At 44.3% G+C, this 18,755-nt stretch carries 21 protein-coding genes; 19 read left to right on the forward strand and 2 right to left on the reverse strand.

Annotated elements, in window-relative coordinates; translation table 11 throughout:
- The first annotated feature begins 9 nt into the window (after positions 1 to 9).
- Positions 10 to 459 carry an RNA chaperone Hfq gene (hfq, locus tag H9629_RS04110; protein ID WP_191730579.1) on the forward strand — a complete coding sequence of 150 codons (450 nt, stop codon included), beginning with the start codon at positions 10 to 12 and terminating at the stop codon, positions 457 to 459.
- Between the two features lie 120 nt (positions 460 to 579).
- On the opposite strand, the gene H9629_RS04115 is transcribed toward hfq, so the two are convergent.
- Together H9629_RS04115 and H9629_RS04120 are read right to left on the reverse strand one after the other, a co-directional pair.
- Complete coding sequence (locus H9629_RS04115; RefSeq protein WP_191730580.1) at positions 580 to 1,887, reverse strand: peptidylprolyl isomerase; 1,308 nt, start codon at positions 1,885 to 1,887, stop codon at positions 580 to 582.
- Positions 1,887 to 4,340, reverse strand: a complete 2,454-nt coding sequence (locus H9629_RS04120) for an LPS-assembly protein LptD (protein WP_064096583.1) — start codon at positions 4,338 to 4,340, stop codon at positions 1,887 to 1,889. Before H9629_RS04120 ends, H9629_RS04115 begins: the two co-directional genes overlap by 1 nt.
- Before the next feature lie 121 nt (positions 4,341 to 4,461).
- On the opposite strand from H9629_RS04120, the gene H9629_RS04125 reads away from it, so the two are divergent.
- From H9629_RS04125 to gspK, 18 genes are all read left to right on the forward strand, one after another.
- Complete coding sequence (locus H9629_RS04125) at positions 4,462 to 5,475, forward strand: aminoglycoside phosphotransferase family protein (protein WP_064096582.1); 1,014 nt, start codon at positions 4,462 to 4,464, stop codon at positions 5,473 to 5,475.
- Complete coding sequence (murU, locus tag H9629_RS04130; protein ID WP_191730581.1) at positions 5,476 to 6,165, forward strand: N-acetylmuramate alpha-1-phosphate uridylyltransferase MurU; 690 nt, start codon at positions 5,476 to 5,478, stop codon at positions 6,163 to 6,165.
- Between the two features lie 85 nt (positions 6,166 to 6,250).
- Positions 6,251 to 6,883, forward strand: a complete 633-nt coding sequence (gene rsmG, locus H9629_RS04135; RefSeq protein WP_064096580.1) for a 16S rRNA (guanine(527)-N(7))-methyltransferase RsmG — start codon at positions 6,251 to 6,253, stop codon at positions 6,881 to 6,883.
- A 24-nt stretch (positions 6,884 to 6,907) separates the two neighbouring features.
- Positions 6,908 to 7,690: a ParA family protein gene (locus tag H9629_RS04140; protein ID WP_064096579.1), complete on the forward strand. Its 783-nt coding sequence runs from the start codon at positions 6,908 to 6,910 to the stop codon at positions 7,688 to 7,690.
- Complete coding sequence (locus H9629_RS04145) at positions 7,687 to 8,574, forward strand: ParB/RepB/Spo0J family partition protein (protein WP_004645475.1); 888 nt, start codon at positions 7,687 to 7,689, stop codon at positions 8,572 to 8,574. Before H9629_RS04140 ends, H9629_RS04145 begins: the two co-directional genes overlap by 4 nt.
- A gap of 32 nt (positions 8,575 to 8,606) precedes the next feature.
- Positions 8,607 to 9,245 (forward strand): MotA/TolQ/ExbB proton channel family protein, encoded by a 639-nt coding sequence (locus H9629_RS04150; RefSeq protein ID WP_064096578.1) that lies wholly within the window; start codon positions 8,607 to 8,609, stop codon positions 9,243 to 9,245.
- 10 nt (positions 9,246 to 9,255) lie between these two features.
- The gene (locus H9629_RS04155; RefSeq protein WP_064096577.1) at positions 9,256 to 9,678 is read left to right on the forward strand and encodes an ExbD/TolR family protein; all 423 of its coding nucleotides are present in this window, start codon (positions 9,256 to 9,258) and stop codon (positions 9,676 to 9,678) included.
- Positions 9,678 to 11,405, forward strand: coding sequence for a lipid A export permease/ATP-binding protein MsbA (gene msbA / locus H9629_RS04160; protein WP_064096576.1), 1,728 nt, complete (start codon positions 9,678 to 9,680; stop codon positions 11,403 to 11,405). Before H9629_RS04155 ends, msbA begins: the two co-directional genes overlap by 1 nt.
- A 3-nt stretch (positions 11,406 to 11,408) precedes the next feature.
- Positions 11,409 to 12,413 (forward strand): tetraacyldisaccharide 4'-kinase, encoded by a 1,005-nt coding sequence (gene lpxK / locus H9629_RS04165; protein ID WP_191730582.1) that lies wholly within the window; start codon positions 11,409 to 11,411, stop codon positions 12,411 to 12,413.
- Between the two features lie 12 nt (positions 12,414 to 12,425).
- A complete protein-coding gene (kdsB, locus tag H9629_RS04170; RefSeq protein ID WP_191730583.1) occupies positions 12,426 to 13,187 on the forward strand; it encodes a 3-deoxy-manno-octulosonate cytidylyltransferase in 762 nt (253 codons plus the stop codon).
- Between the two features lie 14 nt (positions 13,188 to 13,201).
- On the forward strand, positions 13,202 to 14,182 hold the full coding sequence (locus H9629_RS04175; RefSeq protein ID WP_064102725.1) for a DNA polymerase III subunit delta' C-terminal domain-containing protein: 981 nt from the start codon (positions 13,202 to 13,204) through the stop codon (positions 14,180 to 14,182).
- A 15-nt stretch (positions 14,183 to 14,197) separates the two neighbouring features.
- Positions 14,198 to 14,539: a PilZ domain-containing protein gene (locus tag H9629_RS04180; protein WP_004645468.1), complete on the forward strand. Its 342-nt coding sequence runs from the start codon at positions 14,198 to 14,200 to the stop codon at positions 14,537 to 14,539.
- Between the two features lie 27 nt (positions 14,540 to 14,566).
- Entirely contained in the window at positions 14,567 to 15,340 is a 774-nt protein-coding gene (locus H9629_RS04185; protein ID WP_064102724.1) for a TatD family hydrolase, read from the forward strand.
- Between the two features lie 40 nt (positions 15,341 to 15,380).
- Entirely contained in the window at positions 15,381 to 15,995 is a 615-nt protein-coding gene (locus tag H9629_RS04190) for a TetR/AcrR family transcriptional regulator (RefSeq protein WP_064102723.1), read from the forward strand.
- Between the two features lie 9 nt (positions 15,996 to 16,004).
- Positions 16,005 to 16,556, forward strand: a complete 552-nt coding sequence (locus tag H9629_RS04195) for a type II secretion system protein (protein WP_064102722.1) — start codon at positions 16,005 to 16,007, stop codon at positions 16,554 to 16,556.
- Complete coding sequence (gene gspI / locus H9629_RS04200; protein WP_225215720.1) at positions 16,546 to 17,064, forward strand: type II secretion system minor pseudopilin GspI; 519 nt, start codon at positions 16,546 to 16,548, stop codon at positions 17,062 to 17,064. The genes H9629_RS04195 and gspI overlap by 11 nt, the downstream gene beginning before the upstream one ends.
- A complete protein-coding gene (gspJ, locus tag H9629_RS04205; RefSeq protein ID WP_191730584.1) occupies positions 17,061 to 17,696 on the forward strand; it encodes a type II secretion system minor pseudopilin GspJ in 636 nt (211 codons plus the stop codon). Before gspI ends, gspJ begins: the two co-directional genes overlap by 4 nt.
- 12 nt (positions 17,697 to 17,708) lie before the next feature.
- Positions 17,709 to 18,680 carry a type II secretion system minor pseudopilin GspK gene (gspK, locus tag H9629_RS04210; protein ID WP_064102721.1) on the forward strand — a complete coding sequence of 324 codons (972 nt, stop codon included), beginning with the start codon at positions 17,709 to 17,711 and terminating at the stop codon, positions 18,678 to 18,680.
- Positions 18,681 to 18,755: the final 75 nt, after the last annotated feature.

Genomic DNA, 18,755 nt, shown 5'->3' on the forward strand with positions numbered 1-18,755 from the left:
AGTTATAACATGTCTAAAGGTCAAACTTTGCAAGATCCATTCTTGAATTCTCTCCGTAAGGAACGTATCCCAGTATCTATCTTCTTGGTAAACGGTATTAAATTACAAGGTCATATCGAATCTTTTGACCAATACGTGGTTTTATTAAAAAACACAGTAAGCCAAATGGTTTATAAGCATGCAATTTCAACTGTAGTACCTGCACGTAATCCACGTCCTGCTGGTGCGCCTGCTGGTCCACAAGGTGCTGGTTTTGGCGGTCAAGGTGCTGCAGGTGGCTTTGGTGGCGGTCAGGGTGCTGGCTTCGGTGGTCAAGGTGGCTTCGGTGGCGGTCAAGGCGCTGGCTTCGGTGGTCAAGGTGGCTTCGGTGGTCAAGGTGGCTTCGGTGCCGGTCAAGGCGCTGGTTTTGATAACGATACTAAATTTGACGACTCGTCAGAAGATGAAAACAATCGTTAATCAAGTCTGAAAAATAAAAAAACCTCTCCTGGAGAGGTTTTTTTATATGTGCATGTTTCGAAAAGTTGAATTAAAAAGCCAGCAATATATTGCTGGCTTTTTATTAGTAGCTCAAGGAGCTTAACGGTTACGTTTAGGATCGAGTTGTGGGTCTTTAATTTCAACATAAGCGTTATTACGTATTTCACGTAACCAGCTGTCCAGCTCCGCATCAAATTGACGTTCACCTAATAATTGGCGGGCCATACGTTCCTGATATTCCTGTGTCATATCTTGTTGACGTGTTTCACTCACTTGAAGAATATGCCATCCAAACTGGGATTGAAACGGTTTGCTAAACTGACCTACTGGGGTGCTTTTCATTTGCTGTTCAAATTCAGGCACCATTACTCCTGGGCTGACCCAACCCAAGCTTCCACCATCACGTGCCGAGCCAGGATCAGTAGAGAATGTTGAAGCTAGAACAGTAAAATCCTCACCTTGTTTCAGGCGGTTATACAGACTATCAATCATCTGTTTGGCATTTTCTGGACTTACCACTTCAGAAGGTTGAATCAAAATATGCCGCGTCAAATACTGAGTAACAAGAGCTTTCTGTTCACCACCTTTACGTTCCAGAAGTTTTAGGACATGTACTCCATCGGCAACAGGAATCAGTTCAGAAGTCTGACCCGGTTGCAGGGTGGTCACACGAGCAGCCAGTTCAGCCGGAATTTCTGACAGGTTTCTTACCCCCATGTCAGCAGCTTCGACTTTAATGCCACTCTTGCTGTATTTTTTGCTGATTGCCTGAATATCATTGCTGTTATTTAATTCTTGCTTTACCTGATTCGCAATCTGTTCAGCATTTGCACCGCTTATACGCATATGCAGCACATGCACCTGGTTGCCGAGCAAAGCCTGACCTTGTGGTGTATTCAGGAAGTTTTTAACATCTTGATCTGTAATTTGAATCCGTGAAGTCACAATTTGTTGACGTAAACGGTTTAGCGCCAGATCTTCAGCAATACGATTACGTAAAGAAGCATAGGTATTTGGTCCCATAGCATCCAGTTTTTGCTGGAAGGCTTCCAGAGTTGGTGAACCAGCATTACGGGCAACTTTCAGAACTGCTTCATTTAAGGCTTTTTCATCTGGACGAATGTTATAGCGTTTTACTTGCTCAAGCTGTGCTTGGCGAATAATGAGTTGTTCTAGGGCTTGCTGTTCAAGATATTGTTGTGGTGGAACTGTCTTTTTCTGTTTTTGCAGCTGATGTGAAATTTCGGCTACACCTTGAGCTAGGTCACTACGCAGAATAACACTATTGTCGACTACAGCTACAACTTCATCTTTAGGTTGGGCAACAGCAAATGTCGTCATCGCTGAAGAAAGGCATAGCGCAAGAGCGGTTGCTTTAAAAATTTGTTTTAACTGTTTTGTCTTCATTAACGTTCTGTCCAAATTTGATTGATATTGTTAAAACCTAGAATACGATTTTCTAGTAATGAGGCGAGTTTACTGCTTAACCCACCTAAGCCTTTCAGGCTGACTTCGGCCAAAATAGCTCGTTTAGGCTTGACGTTTGAATCATTAACATCATCTAAGTCATTGTAATATGAGCGGCCATAAACAGATACTCCCCAGCAGCATGACTCATAGTTTACGCCAAGTAAATATTCACGTGCGACACTATTGTTGAGATCAAACTGGGCATGTCCAACTAGACGCCAGTTGTTGGCAATCGGCTGGATAAATGAGCCAACGATCTGATCATAGCGTTCCTGACGGTCTGGAATATTTTTGCGGTAGAAATAGCCTAAGTTGTACAGGTTGCCTTGATCACCCGTGTAATAGACCTGCAAATCGCGTTCAGCATTATCACCATTTGACATCCAGCTTGAGTTTAGATTTATATACACATTATTGGAGAGCTGGCTGGTGAGCTGGATCACTGGTCCGGTATGACTTTCACGATCAAATTCATCTGCATCGCTTTCCAGTGTTACCCGGCGGTCTTCAAAAAAGAAACTCTGTCCGATACTGGCACGTAAACGCTCCAGCCCCTCTTCATTGAATAAGCTATAGCTGAGACCGAGGGAGGCAAAATTATTGTCTTCCAAACGGTCATTACCATAAAAACGGCGTGCACTAAATAACTGGTCGTAATTGATCGAAGCTACTACGGAATCAAAGTTAGGTTGATTCTGCTGGTTTTCATATGGCGAATAGGCATAGAAAAGGCGAGGCGTCAGGGTTTGTAGATAAGTTCCTTCTTTCTCAAAGATCAAGCCGGTATCCAGAGTGAACTGTGGAACTACAATTGAGCTGTTTTCACTAGATGCGCTACGGTTTTGGGTTTTTTCATCATAGAAGGTATTGATGTTACGTAATGATGCTTTAGGGATGAAAAAAGACCAAGGGGTAAAATGGTTGTAACTTACAGAAAAGTCGTTATAAATCCGCGTACCACTTGGTTGATATACCTTTTCGTCATTTGAACCCGTATCAACAAAATTTTTCAGGTCTTTTTGGAAATAAGCCGTGTCATTTTTAAATTCATACTGTAATCCCAATGGATTACCAGTTTTATAATGCACTAAAAGCTGAGGTAAACGTGCATAAGGACGATCTTCATCTGGAACAGAGGGATCAAGGGTCTGGAAATCTTCAACTTTAAATTGTGCTTTTAGGCCGGGAATACCATTTCTATAATTGACTTCCCAGGCACGGCGCAGGTTTAAATCACTTTTTGAGTTCGGGTTGTTATCCAGATCGGCAAAGAAATCTTTATCTGACGCGTAGTTATATTCCAGATTGGTGGAAAACTGCTCGTTGATTTGCCAGGCATGCAAAAAGTGTAAGTCTTTACGGTCTCTATTGTCATAGCTTCTATCTGAAGGTAAATAGCCACCCCAGATCCGTCCTAATCCATAATCTTCAGTCAGATAGCGGAACTCGCCCTCCAGCATTAAACCACGGTCTCCAATATAGCGCGGCGTGATTGTCGCATCATATTGTGGCGCTAAATTCAGATAAACAGGAACACCAAGTTCAAAACCACCATCATTGGTAAAGCCAAAAATCGGTGTCAGAATACCGGTAGTACGGCGATCATCAATCGGGAAATTAAAGTAAGGAACTGCTAATACTGGAACATCTTTAACATAAAGCTTGGTGTTTTTGGTCTCACCACGTCCGGTTTCCTGATTAAGCTTGATCTTTTCTGCCTGAATTTTCCAGGTAGGTTTCTGATCAGGCGGGCAGGTGGAGTAAGTAGCATTTTCCAGCTCAAGAGTATTGTCTGAGGTCTTGGCAATTTTTTCAGCACGACCGTGAGCATGCTGCTGTTCTGCAATGTAGAAACTGTTATATAAATCACCCTGCTGGGTTTTTAAATTATAATTTATATCGTCACTTTGCGAGATTAATCCACCTTGCGCAAGTTGCACATTACCTTCTGCCTTGGCATAGGTCTGGCTCTGATCGATGGTGACTCGCTCTGCACGGATTTGACGGCCTTGCTGGTCAATTACCACATTTCCTTGCAGGAAAGAATCACCCGTCGGATCATAATATCCATAATCGGCGCTAATGGTTGAGGTAGCCTGATCTGGCGCAACGGTTTCTGCATCGGGGGCAATCGGAGTGACCCAGGCACCTTTACAGTAGGCAGAGCTTAAATATTTTCCCTGACGTTGCTGTGCTTCAGCAGAGGATTTGTCGACATAATATTGCGAGAAGAATGCTTCGCCTGGATAGGTCTCATTAATGCGCTGTTTAAGCTGTTCTGCATTTACATCGGACGAGACATTTGATGCAGCAAAGCTGGAGGCTGAGCTGCCACATAAAAGGGTTAAGATCGCAGTCGCTAGAGGATTTATTTTAAAGTGATGCTTCATTTGTCTCATTAACCAATCATGCTTTTATCGCAATTAATTATTGTCGCATCATAGAGAAAAAGTTGATAAGTAGCTACACTTAGCACTTTAAAAACTCAGCCTGTATTAGAATTAATTGCAAATGAATACACAACGCGAACAATTGATACAATCTTGGATTGCCTCTGTACTCGGTTCAGATCAATTTGAAACTCATTTTTTAGCAGGTGATGCCAGCTTTCGTCGTTATGCACGAATCAAGCTGAATAATAAAACATTTATGTTGATGGATGCACCACCAGAAAAAGAAGATTGTGTGCCTTTTGTGACGATTGATGAATTTTTTGATGCTCATGGCGTGCGTGTTCCGCATATCGTCGCAAAAGATTTGAAGAATGGTTTTTTACTTCTGGAAGACTTTGGTGATGTCCTGCTGTCTAATCTGCTGAATGATGAGACTGTAGATGCCTATTATGAGCAAAGCTTTAAACAGCTGATTCAGCTGCAATCCATTCCGGGAGAAGGGCAATTCCCCGCCTATTCTTATGAAAAGCTGATCTCGGAAATGGAGTTGCTGACCGACTGGATGCTGCCGGCTTTAAAGGTACAGCCCACAGAGGCAGAATCAGCCTTGATCAAGCGTACCTTTGCAATTCTGGCCAATGCTGCTTTGGCACAACCTCAGGTCATTGTGCATCGTGATTTTCATAGCCGGAATTTGATGAAAATCGAAAATGAAACCGAACTCGGTGTGATTGATTTTCAGGATGCCGTGATTGGTGCGGATACTTATGACCTGATTTCGATTACCCGTGATGCCTATGTGCAGTGGAATGCCGACCGTGTGTATCGCTGGTTCAAAAACTTTTATGACTTGTTGCCAGCATCTGCTAAAGAAGAGCGTGACTTTGAACAGTTTAAAAAAGATGCCGACATGATGGCGATTCAGCGTCATATCAAGATTTTAGGTATTTTTGTGCGTCTGTTTGAACGTGATGGCAAGTCAGGTTATCTCAAGGATTTACCACGTGTAATGTGGTATCTGCTCGAAGAATCAAAAGCTTATACTGAACTTCAGCCATTCATGCAGTTTATCCGTGACCGAGTGATGCCGGCTTTTGAAGCCAAATATGGCTCATATGAGGTGGCTGCCTAAATGAAAGCGATGATTTTGGCCGCAGGCCTTGGCAATCGTATGCGCCCCTTAACTTTGCATACCCCGAAACCCTTGCTTGAAGTCGGTGGCAAACCACTTATCGTCTGGCATCTAGAAAAACTGGCGGCAATCGGTGTTACTGAAATTGTGATCAATACGGCCTGGCTGGGTGAGAAACTTGCAGAAGCTTTGGGTGATGGTTCGCAATTCGGCGTGCACATCCTTTGGTCACATGAAGTTGAAGGTCTGGAAACTGCTGGTGGTATTATCAATGCCTTGCCGTTACTCGGTGATGAACCTTTTATTTTATTAAATGGTGATGTCTGGACCAGTATGGACTTTGCACCTTTACTGGATGTTGAGCTGGGTGAAAATCTGGCACATCTGGTTTTGGTCGAGAATCCAGAACAACATCCTGAAGGTGATTTTACGCTTGCAGGTGGGAAAGCCTATACTTTTGATCAGAAAGTCGAAGGTGAAAAACTGACGTTTAGCGGTATATCCGTACTTGATCCGAAAATGTTTGCAGGCCTGGAAGCTGGAAAGCGTCCTCTGGCGCCTTTATTAAAGGCTGCGATGTTGAATAATGAAGTTGCTGCCTCAAAGTTGACAGGTATTTGGGTTGATGTAGGAACCCCCGAGCGTTTGACAGCACTGGATTTGGCAATCCGTGAAGGGAAGTCTGCTTAAGTGAATATTCACTAAGCACTGCCTACTGTGCCAATATAGAGAAAACGGTATACTTCCACCTAACTTTTTCGAGCGTAGATTGTTTATGCATATGTTTTTTCAAGAACTAAAGCAGGGTAGCCAGGCTTTGGGTTTAGAGCTATCTGACGAGGCTTTAAATTTATTACTCAAGTATCAGGATGCTTTGGTGCTGTGGAACAAAGCATATAATCTGACCGCAATCCGTGATCCTAAGGAAATGCTGGTCAAGCATCTGCTCGACAGTCTGAGCATTCTGAAAGATTTACCAGCAGGCCGTTTGCTCGATATCGGTACGGGTGGTGGTATGCCGGGCATGATCATTGCTTTATGTCAGCCTGAACGCGAATGTGTATTGCTGGATTCGAATGGTAAAAAAATTCGTTTCCTGAAGCAGTTTATTGCTGACCTGAAATTAAAAAATGTCATTGCAGTACAAACCCGTGTAGAAAATGAAGACAGTATTAACGAGCTGGGCCAGTTTGATGTGATTACCAGTCGAGCATTCGCTTCATTGACCGATTTTGTCAATGCAGCTAAACCTTATATGCATGAGCAAACTATTATTGCTTCCATGAAAGGTTTAATCCCTGCAGATGAAGTGGCTGCATTAAAAGATGAATTTAGCTGTCAGATTATTGAACTGAAAGTTCCGCGCCTGGACGAACAACGTCATTTACTTCTATTAAAACGTATTTAAAATTTTTGGAAAATCGGGGTCAACATGGCACAAATTATTGCGATTGCTAACCAGAAGGGTGGTGTCGGTAAAACCACAACCGCAGTAAATTTGGCGGCATCTTTAGCTGTGTTAAAAAAACGCGTTCTGCTGGTGGATATGGATTCTCAGGGCAACGCAACCATGGGGTCGGGAATTCAGAAAAATGACCTGCTGTATTCGGTCACGGATGTCTTGCTGGGTGAAGTGCCGATTGAAACGGCGATCTCTAAGGCGGAAGTTGGCTACAAGGTTCTGGGGGCCAACCGGGATCTGGCTGGGGTGGAGCTGGCAATTGCAGAACAGGAAGGGCGCGAGTTCATTTTGCGTGATGCATTGCAGGAAATTGAATCTGCATATGATTATATTATTGTTGACTGTGCGCCAAGTTTAAGCCTGATTACGGTGAATGCTTTGGCAGCCGTGGATGGTGTGATCATTCCAATGCAATGTGAATACTATGCCCTGGAAGGTCTGGCAGATCTGACCCAGACCATCGACCGGATTCAGCAAGCACTTAATCCGGAGCTGCAGATTGTTGGGGTATTACGCACCATGTACGATGCACGCAATGCCTTGACCCGTGATGTATCTGAAGAACTGGAACAATATTTTGGTAAAAAACTGTATGAAACCGTGATTCCACGAAATATACGTCTGGCTGAAGCGCCGGCGCACGGTTTGCCAGTGATTTATTTTGAAAAAAGCTCAAAGGGTGCAGTTGCCTACTTAAATCTGGCAGCTGAAGTATTAAAGAAAAGCAAAGTGAAAAAAGGAAGTAAAGCATGACCGTCAAGAAACGTGGACTCGCCAAAGGTCGTGGCTTGGATGCCTTGCTGGGATCAATTCAAAAAGAAAAATTACAGATGGAAGCCCAAGGCATTGATCATGGTCAGCTGAAACAGATCGATGTAAACTTGCTCAAGCGCGGTGAATACCAGCCACGCCGTTATATTAACGAGCAGGATTTGCAGGAACTGGCGGCATCGATTGAAAAGCATGGCATCATGCAGCCAATTGTGATCCGACCGGTTGATGATGAGCGCTATCCGTATGAAATTATTGCAGGTGAGCGTCGCTGGCGTGCGGCACAGTTAGCGGGTTTAACTGAAATTCCTGCGATTGTACGGGATCTGAATGATCAGGTTGCCATTGCACTGGCGCTGATTGAAAACATCCAGCGTCAAGATCTGAATCCGATTGATCAGGCGCTGGCCTTACAGCGTTTCCATGAAGAATTTGGCCTAAGCCATCAGGAAATTGCCGATACAGTGGGTAAAGCCCGCACAACAGTAAGTAACCTGCTTCGTTTGCTTAGCCTGGCTGAAGAAGTAAAAGACTTTATGCAGCAGGGTTTGCTGGATATGGGACATGCACGTGCGATCTTAACCTTAAAAGCTAAAGATCAGCTTAAAGTAGCGGATATTGTGATTGAAAAAAGTCTGTCTGTGCGCCAAACCGAGCAGTTAGTCCGCGATTTCAATACACCTAAACAAGAAAAAGTAAAAGAAGCAGTAGCACCAGATATTCAACAATTGACTCAGCGCCTTTCGGAGCGTTTCAGTGCAGATGTTAAAATTGACTATAACAAGCAAGGCAAAGGAAAACTGGTTATTAGCTATCACTCTTTAGAAGAACTTGATGGCATTCTGTCTATTTTAGAAGATGAATAAATTTATCTATTTTTTATTGGGGAATAAATTAGATGTGGGAATTGGTTAAAGCAGGTGGCTGGCTCATGCTGCCACTGGTCTTGTGTTCTATCTTTATGCTGGCGATTTCGATCGAACGCCTGATTCGCCTGAAAAAGAACGCAGTACTTCCGTTGACTCTGTTAATGGGTTCGTCGCAAAATGCTGCACAAGTCATGCAAAAAATGAATCAAAGTGCGGCCTTAAAGCGTAGTACTTTGGGTCGGGTATTTACCGCAGGTTATGCGACTAAACAGCAGGGTGAGCAGTATGCTCGCGCGCAGATGGAAGTAGTGGCTTCACAGGAAATCGGGTATCTGGAAAAAAATATTAATTTTCTGGGTACGCTGAGTGCAGTTGCACCCTTACTCGGTTTGTTGGGGACTGTACTTGGGATTATTGAATCTTTCCTGATGATCGATGTGGGAACTGGAAGTGATCCGGTCTTGATGATGCCCGGTATTTCCAAGGCTTTAATTACCACAGCAGCCGGTATGCTGATTGCAATTCCTGCACTGTTTGCGCACCGTTATTTTCAGCGTCTTGTTCAGGAATATGTGGCTGAACTTGAGCAGCAAGCGACTTTGTTTCATGCGGATCTTTTTTATCGCAATCATGCAGATATAGACCAAGACATGCAAAAAGCCAGCTAGGAGGCGGATGATGAAATTCAAACGCAACCAGGTGGAAGATGTGCATATTAATCTGACACCAATGATTGATTGTCTGCTGTTTATTCTGGTCTTTTTGCTTTTGTCGACGACTTTTAGCCAAATGAGCCGAATGAACCTGACCTTGCCTGATGCGCAAGGGGTACCGCCTAAAAGCTATGATCAGAAAGTTGAAGTGATTGTGGATGCTAATGGTCATTATGCAGTCAACGGTCAATCCTTGGTCAGCAAGGAAGTTGCGGATTTAAGTACTGCAATTAAACAGATTTCAAATGAACGCCGTGATTTAATGTTTGTCATCGCAGCTGACGCAAAAGCCAGTCATCAGGACGTGATTCGTGTCATGGATGTGGCCGGGCAGCTCGGCTTTGTGAATATCAATATCAGTACCAAAGTACCTACCCGAGGTTATTAGTGAAGCACGATTTTAAGGTCTATCTTCGCCTTTTAAGTTATTTAAAACCATTTTGGGGCATCGCATTACTTGTCCTGGTAGGTTTTTCTATTAATGCGGCCACAGAAGTTTCTGTCGCCAAATTGCTGGAATATATTATTGAGGCGATTCAAAATAAAGACCAGAGTTTCACTTCACTTTTCCCATTTTTGGTGGTCATACTCATGTTCTTCCGGGGCTTGGGTCTGTTCATGGGGGGGTATTTTACTGCGGTGATTTCCCGGAATCTGGTGTTCAATATCCGTCAGGAAGTTTTTGCAAAATTGCTGCGTTTACCGTCCCAGTATTATCTGGACAATACCAGCGGGCATATTACTGCCAAAATCATGTATAACGTGGAGCAGCTAACCGCCGCTTCAACTGAAGCCCTAAGAACCTTGTTGCAACAAGGTTTGATCACTCTGGCATTATTAGGCTACCTGTTGTATACCAACTGGCGTCTGACCATGTGTATCCTGATTTTTGCACCCGTCATCGGTTTTATTATCAGTAAAGCTGCAAGACGGATGCGTAAATTATCGCAGCAAGTACAAGACACCATGGGTGATGTGAACCATGTGGTGCAGGAAACGGTGAATGCCAACCTGATCGTCAAGGGCTTTGGTGGACAAAACTACGAGCAGGAACGCTTTAAACAGAACTCGCTGGAAAACTTGCGTCGTGGCTTGAAAATGGTTGCTGTACAACAGTTGAATAGTCCTGTGGTTCAGCTGATCATGTCGATTTCACTGAGTATTGTGATGTTTATTGCCTTGCGTCCGCAAATTCTGGGTGATACCTCTGCGGGTGAATTTGTCGCTTATATTACTGCGGCGGGTATGCTGGCAAGACCAATCAAAGCCTTGACGGATATCAATGAAAAAATTCAACGTGGTATGGCCGCAGCACATTCAGTATTTGAATTGCTGGATATGCCTGAGGAAAAAAATACCGGGACGTTGACTGATAGCTTAAAAGGCGACATTGAATTTAAAGATGTCAACCTGATTTATGATGATGGTCATCATGCCATTCATGATTTTAATTTAAAGGTGAAGGCCGGTGAAACAGTGGCGCTGGTCGGTCGTTCTGGGGCCGGTAAAAGCTCGCTGGTGAATCTGCTGGTGCGTTATCAGGATGCGACTTCGGGGCAGATCCTGCTGGATCAGAAACCGATTGAAGATTTTGAAATTACCGCCTTGCGAACCCAGATTGCCATGGTGAACCAGCAAGTAGTACTGTTTAACCGAACCGTGCGGGAAAATATTGCTTATGGTCAGCTCGAAGGTGCTTCCGATGAAGATATTATCGCGGCAGCAAAGGCAGCCTATGCGCATGATTTTATTATGGCATTGCCGCAAGGTTATGATACTCAGCTGGGTGCCCAGGGTTTAAACCTGTCTGGTGGCCAGCGTCAGCGCATCGCCATCGCACGAGCAATTTTGAAAAATGCCTCTATCCTGATTCTGGATGAAGCGACCAGTGCGCTGGATAATGAGTCGGAATACTTTATTCAGCGTGCCTTTGATAAAGCCATGCAGGACCGTACGACGATTGTGATTGCACATCGTTTATCGACGATTGAAAATGCTGACCGTATTGTGGTTATGGATCAGGGCCGTATTGTTGAGCAGGGCAGTCATGCCGAACTGATTGCGCTACATGGTGCTTATTATCAGTTGCATCAGCGTAACTTTGAGGAACAGTAACTTATGGCACTGGCACAAATCATTCAGGATGCTTGGAATGCACAGGCAAAGTGGCTGGTGGTGCTGCGTCCTTTGTCATGGTTGTATCGCCTGGGTTTTGTCAGCAATCACTGGCTTTATCAAAAAGGCATTAAAAAAAGTTATAGCGCGCCGATTCCCGTTATGGTGATTGGTAACATCACAGTCGGTGGTAGCGGGAAAACACCTTTGCTGATTCATCTGGTGGATTATTTAACCGAGAAAAATGTTCGGGTAGGCGTGATCAGTCGAGGCTATGGCGGCCAAGGTCCATTTCCTGCCTATGTCGACTTTAATACCTTGCCGGAGATTGTCGGAGATGAGCCTGCCTTGATTGTACAGGCAACAGGCGTGCCGATGGCAGTTGGTCCCAACCGGCAGAAAAGTATCGAGTTGCTGCTGCACAAACATGAACTGGATCTGATTATCTGTGATGATGGCCTGCAGCACTGGGCCTTGAACCGCCAGATTGAGTGGATTGTGCTGGATAATAATCGCGGTCTGGGCAATCAGAAACTGCTTCCAGAAGGTTATCTACGTGAACCAGTGACCCGTTTGAAAACGGGAACCGTAATTGAGCATGCAGCCCATCCAGGTTCTGAACTGAATATGCATCTGGCTGCATCACAGCCTTATTTGCTCAATCAGGACAGCACTAAAATCTTTAACCCTCAAGCGGCTTTTTATGCGGTGGTCGGCATTGGCTTTCCACAGCGGTTTTATCAGACCTTGCAAAATTTAGGCATAGAACAATTTCAGTGTCATGAGTTTCCAGACCATCATGACTATGATATTGAGGATTTACAGTTTGATGATAGTAATCCGATCATTACGACTGAAAAGGACGCAGTAAAAATTATGGCGCTACTTAAACAATATCCAGATTTTAAACAGGATATCTGGGTGGTGCCAGTCGATGCAGTCCTATCGCCAGCCTGCTATACAGTCTTGCAGCAACAGTTACAACAATACGGTATTCAAATTTCTTAAGGCTCATTCATTATGAAACACATTGTTATTCCTGCACGTTTCGCCAGTTCACGTCTGCCGGGTAAACCGTTGCTGGAAATTCATGGTCGTCCCATGATTCTGCGGGTAGTGGATCAAGCCAAAAAAGTGCAAGGTTTTGACGATCTGTGTGTGGCAACTGATGATGAACGTATTGCCGCTGTTTGCCGTACTGAAGGCATTGATGTGGTGATTACCTCAGCGGATCATCCTTCCGGCACAGACCGCTTGAGTGAAGTGGCTCGAATTAAAGGCTGGGCCAGTGATGACATTATTGTCAATGTACAGGGGGATGAACCTTTACTGCCGGCGCAACTGGTAAAACAGGTGGCTCAACTTCTAGAAGATCAGCCTGAATCTTCCATGTCGACGCTATGTGAGCCGATCCATCAATTGGATGAATTCAAGCGTGACAGCATTGTGAAAGTCGTCATGTCAAAACACCAGCAGGCACTGTATTTTAGCCGTGCCACCATTCCTTATGACCGTGATGGCGCGAAACTGGCTGAACCAAAACTGCATGATCAAGCCTATCGTCATTTAGGCCTGTATGCCTATCGGGTCAAACTGTTGCAAGAATATGTGACCTGGGAAATGGGTGTGCTGGAGAAACTGGAATCTCTAGAACAGTTACGGGTTCTGGAAAATGGACACCGTATTGCTATTGCGGTGGCTGAAGCCAATTTGCCGCCAGGGGTGGATACCCAGGAAGATCTGGATCGCCTGAATCAGATGGATCTTTCCCATTTTGCCTAAGAAGAGTCAAATACATGCCTTTTGATGTCAATGCACATATCTATCCATGGCAGCAACAGGTTTGGGAAACCCTGACCGGGCGCTTTCCCAAGCTTGGGCATGGTTTATTGTTTTATGGAAAAAAAGGCTGTGGCAAAGAAGCGTTTACCCAACAGTTTCTGGCTTGGGTGTTATGCCTGAATCGTCAGCCTGTGGGGTCATGTGGTGAATGCAGTAGCTGTCAATGGTTAAAGGCAGACACCCATCCCAACTATGTGCATATCAGTACCGATGACGACAATAAAAAACAGAATGCCAAAATCAAGATTGAGAAGATTCGTGATTTATTGCCTTTTGTGCAACAGACTGTAGATGGCTGGCGCGTGATTGTGATTGAACCGGCAGAAGCCTTGAATATTGCCTCTGCCAATGCCTTGCTCAAAACACTGGAAGAACCCGGTGATAATACAGTTATTATTTTACTGGCGAATCATTATTTAAAATTGCCTGCGACCATCCGCAGTCGTTTGCAGCATTTTGCTTTGGACCGGATTTCCGCAGAACAATTTAGCGATTATGTCCAGAATCAGCTCCCGGATGCAGGTGCTAGCCAACAACAGTTATTGATGAACCTGTCCAATCAGATGCCATTACAGGCATTAGAGGTTGCACAAAGTGCTTGGCTGCCACTGCGTCAGGACTTTCTGCAAGACTGGCAAAAACTGGTCATGCAAAAAAATATGCCACTGGCAATTGCGACCAAATGGAATAAAAACCTGAATTTTAGTGACTTTGCTCAAATGTTTGAATACTTGTTGTCCGATTTAATTTGTGTCAAGCTAAATCAGACGGTGAAAAACATTGACCTTGAATTCAATGTACTTGCCGAACAATATTCATTAGAAGCACTTTTTAAAATTTATGAGGATTTTCAGCAAGCCAAGCAATACCTTGAACAGAATGTCCAGAGCAATCTGGTCATTGATGAATTGTTTATCAAGCTGATGAATCTTTAATTAAGGGGAAATCACATGCAACCACGTATGGGCGGTATTATTCAGGCTACTATTCCTGACATCGAAACATTGTTTGCCAGCTATATGCCTTATGTTGTGGGTGGTGGGCTTTTTATTCCTTCCAAGCAGCCGGTCAAACTGGGCGAAGAAGTTTTTGTATTGACAACTTTGCCTGACCAGACCCAGAAAATTCCTTTAACTGGTAAAGTCATCTGGGTCTCGCAAAAGCAGAATGGCATCAAGCCCCAAGGCTTTGGCATCCAGTTAAGCGGTGAAAAAGGCGTTTATTTCAAAAATGAAGCAGATCGTCTGGTTGCAGGTCTTAAATCTGAAGGACGTAAAAGTTACACTATGTAGTTAATTTACCCTTGGTAGGAACGCATTGTGTTTGTAGATACTCATTGTCATTTAACCCTGCTTGATTTGACACCATATCATGGTGATCTGGATCAGGCATTGGCTCAGGCTCGTGAAGCCGGTGTTTCCAAATTCATGAGTATCTCGGTCGATCTGGATGATCATATCGAGCTGGCCAAAATTGCCGCGCGTCATGCAGATGTCGGTTATACCGTTGGCGTACATCCTTGCGAAGATGCTGCCACCATGGCGCGTGCCACAACTGAATATCTGGTCGAGCTGGCGCAACCGGAAAAAGTCTGGGCGCTCGGTGAAACCGGTCTGGACTATTATCACAGTACCGATTTTATTGCAGAACAGAAAGCCTGCTTTGCCCGGCATATCCATGCATCACAAATCGTGAAAAAACCTGTAGTCGTTCATACTCGTTCCGCTAAGCATGATACTGTCGATATTATCCGGGCGGAAAAATCGACTCACGGGATTTTGCACTGTTTTACCGAAGACTGGGAAACTGCAAAAGCAGTACTGGACTGCGGTTATTATGTGTCATTTTCCGGAATTGTTTCCTTTAAGAATGCGCAAGATTTGCGTGATGTCGCCAAGCAGGTTCCGCTGGATCGTGTGCTGATTGAAACCGATAGTCCTTATCTTGCGCCAATGCCGTATCGTGGTAAATCTAATGAGCCTAAATACGTTCCTTATGTAGCCAAAGCGCTTTGCGATGTATATGATAAGTCAATAGAAGAAATGGCTTATATCACAAAGCAGAACTTTGAAAATCTTCTGAATTTAAAGTAAATAAAGTTATATAAAGTACAAGAGAGTTTATAGGGTGAAGATGGATCGTCAGGCTCAGTTTCGAGCAAGAGAAACCTTGATTTTTCAAGTTGCAGAACAGCTCCTGCTGGAAAATGGTGAAGCGGGAATGACGCTAGATGCGCTTGCTGCCGAGCTTGATCTGGCCAAAGGGACACTTTATAAACATTTCCAGAGTAAAGATGAGCTGTACATGCTGCTGATTATCCGTAATGAGCGCATGTTGCTGGAAATGATTCAGGATAGCGAGAAAGCTTTTCCTGAACATCTGGCCTTCTTTATGCTGCATCATTTGCATCATCCTGAGCGTACCGTGCTGTTTCACCAGATTGAAGAACGCCTCTCAACAACTGGCGTTGGAATTCAGCACCTGTTTAGCGAACTTTATCAGGTGCGCAAACAGCGCTTACGTCTGATTATCCGTATGACAGAAACTTATCTGGCATCCATCAACAGCCATATGTCAGTACGCGATTATCTGGCTTCGATCTGGTCGCTGACCCATGGTGCTGCAGCAATTCTCAATTCCAGTTTCTATCAGCGTTATCTGGGTTCACGGGATACCTTGCGTGTGGCCTATATTGATCAGGCACTGGCTTTGCCCAAGCAGGTACATCCTGCCGAGCAGTTTGCCTAGGGTTGTTTTATGATCAGATCACCTCACAGCGCAGTTCGTGGCTTTACCTTAATCGAATTGATGGTGGTGATTGTGATCATGGGTATCATGGCGTCCCTGGTACTGTTGAATACCAGTGGTGTCGATCAGCGTAAGGCCATGCAGGCGCGTGAAATTTTATTAATGGACTTGCAGCGGGTATTACGAGAGGCCAATGACCAGTCCAGGATACTCGCGCTTGATGTTCAGACTGCGACAGATGTCACGCCATTTCGTTATGCAATTATAGAGTATCGCTCAACAGTGCAGAGTGGTCAGAACCTGCAAAATGAGAAATGGCAAAGTTATGCAGATTTTAAATTGCGCAGTTTGCCTGATCATGTTTCCTTCCAGATTCAGAGCTTGGAGCAGCAGCGTTTTGCCAATGCAAAAAACCGTGATCTGACTCAGGCAAATTCTCCTCAGTTAATCTGGCTTGGCAATGGTGAGGTTAAACCGGTACGGATTCAGTTCTTTTTCGAAGAGCGTGAAATAGGAGCTGCCATTGAAGTTGACCATCTGGGTAAAATCAATGAAATCTAGATATTTCAAGCAGAATGCTGGCTCGGATGTTATCAAGTCGTTTAAGCCCAGTGTTTATGGATTTGATCATGTGTACTGCGAGCATAGGACTTCGTCTTGCGTTCGGACGAAACGTTGTTTCGTTTATCCTCGCTCAGGTTTTACCTTGCTGGAAGTCATGGTGGCCCTGGCAATTTTTGCGACAGCAGCCATGACCTTGACCAAAGTCGCAATGCAATATACCCAGTCGACCTCAAATGCTATTTTGCGGACTAAGGCGCAGTTTATTGCTTTAAATGAAGTGGCAAAAATGGAAATTAATCAGGAATGGATGGAAGGGACGGCTTCTAAACAGCTGACCCAGCAAGGTGAAACCTGGAAAATCGATAAACGCAGTGAACCGACAGTAAGTCCCAACGTACAACGAATTGAGTTGCAGGTCAGTCTGATCAACCCGGACAATGGTCAGGTAGAATCTGGTATCAGCAGCCTGACGTTCTTTAATCATCGCATGAACAATACTCCATGAAACCTAAAGGATTTACCCTGGTTGAATTATTGGTCGCAATTGCGATCTTTGCAGTATTGTCTGCTTTAGGTTGGAAAGTTTTTGATTATATTGTCAAAACCAAAGATCAGAATGTGATTCATGAACAGCGTTTAGGGCAGTTACAGGAAACATATCAGCAAATTCTACGAGATACCGTACAGGCAGTGCCCTTAACGGCCAACATTAATGGAGATATACAGCCGGCTCTGGTGTTGCAGAACGGACGCTTTAATTTCAGTAAAACCGGGGTAACTGATCCTTTGCAAGAAGGAATTTCTCCCGATGAGCGCATTGAATATCAATACCGGCCTGATGAGCAGAAACTTTATCGCCTGAAATACCGGAACCTGAATCAAACCGGCCAAGACCAGCCGGAATCTAGTGTTTTATTGTCGGAAGTTGAACAATTTCAGATTGTGGTGCTTAATCCGAATGAACTCACGCAATGGCCGGATGCCTCTGTGGATCTGAACCAGTTAGAGCAGAAGCAACGTTTGCCCAAAGGGATTAAAATCAATTTAACCGTAAATGCTATTAGCTATGAATGGATATTTAGTTTGTTAAACACAGATTTTTTGCTTGATGCTCAGAATACAGGCCAACCAGGCTAAGAATAATAAGAAATGAAAATGAAAAAAGCGATCATGATCAAACAGCAACAAGGCATTGCACTGATTACCATTCTGGTGATGGTGGCGTTGGCGACTATTCTGGCTGCCACAATTGCAAAGCGTCAGGCTGCAACAGCAGAAAGTACTGCTTATCTGATGCGCCAAAATCAGTCTCTTATATATGCCAAAAGTGCTGAGGCCTTTTTTTCGGAACTCTTAGTCGATGATGCCGAAAATGCCGCGGAGGTTGATCATTTACAGGAAACCTGGGCGCAGCCCATGCCGGCTTTTCCGGTAGAAGACGGGTATGTCTCAGGAATAATACAGGATGAATCGGGCAAGTTTAATTTAAATAGCCTGGTCACTGCTGAAGGTACGGTGAATGAAAATGCCAAGGCATGGTTTGAGCTGATCTTAAAGCGCGCCGGTTTGCCTGCGCAGCTGAGTGAAGCTGTCATTGATTGGCAGGATGAAAATGAGATTCCCAGCGGTTCAATGGGTGCTGAATCTAACTATTATCAAGGCTTGCCCAATGCGGCTTTGCCCCCAAACGCAAAGTTTCATAGTGTGGAAGAATTAAAACTGATTCGCGGCTTTGAAGAAAATAAATATAAACTGATTGAGTCTTATCTCAGTGCCGCACCCATGCAGGACAGTACAGTCAATATCAATACAGCCTCGGCTTTTCTTCTGGCTAGTATGGATGAAAAGCTTGATGTGAGTGCAGTGCAGCAGTTACTGGATCAGCGTCAGGCCAATTTGGAGCATTTTTCCAATGTTTCTGAGTTATGGGCGCTTGAGCCTTTTGCTCAGGTCGAGGCGGCTAAGCGAAATGTGTTTAACAGCCTGCTTGGAGTGCAATCCAATTATTTTAAAGCCCAAATTGAAGTGGTTTTAAGTGAGCGCAAGCGTCAGTTTAGCAGTGAGCTGGTGCGTCGGGATAAACAGGTTTATGTCGCGTACCGCAGCATGGCACTCTTTTAAGTGTAGTTGATAAATTATACAAACCGAATGGATCTGAATATGGCTTGATGCCTTTTCCCTATCATGCTAAACAGC

The sequence above is a fragment of the Acinetobacter pecorum genome (assembly GCF_014837015.1).
GTDB classification, from domain to species: domain Bacteria; phylum Pseudomonadota; class Gammaproteobacteria; order Pseudomonadales; family Moraxellaceae; genus Acinetobacter; species Acinetobacter pecorum.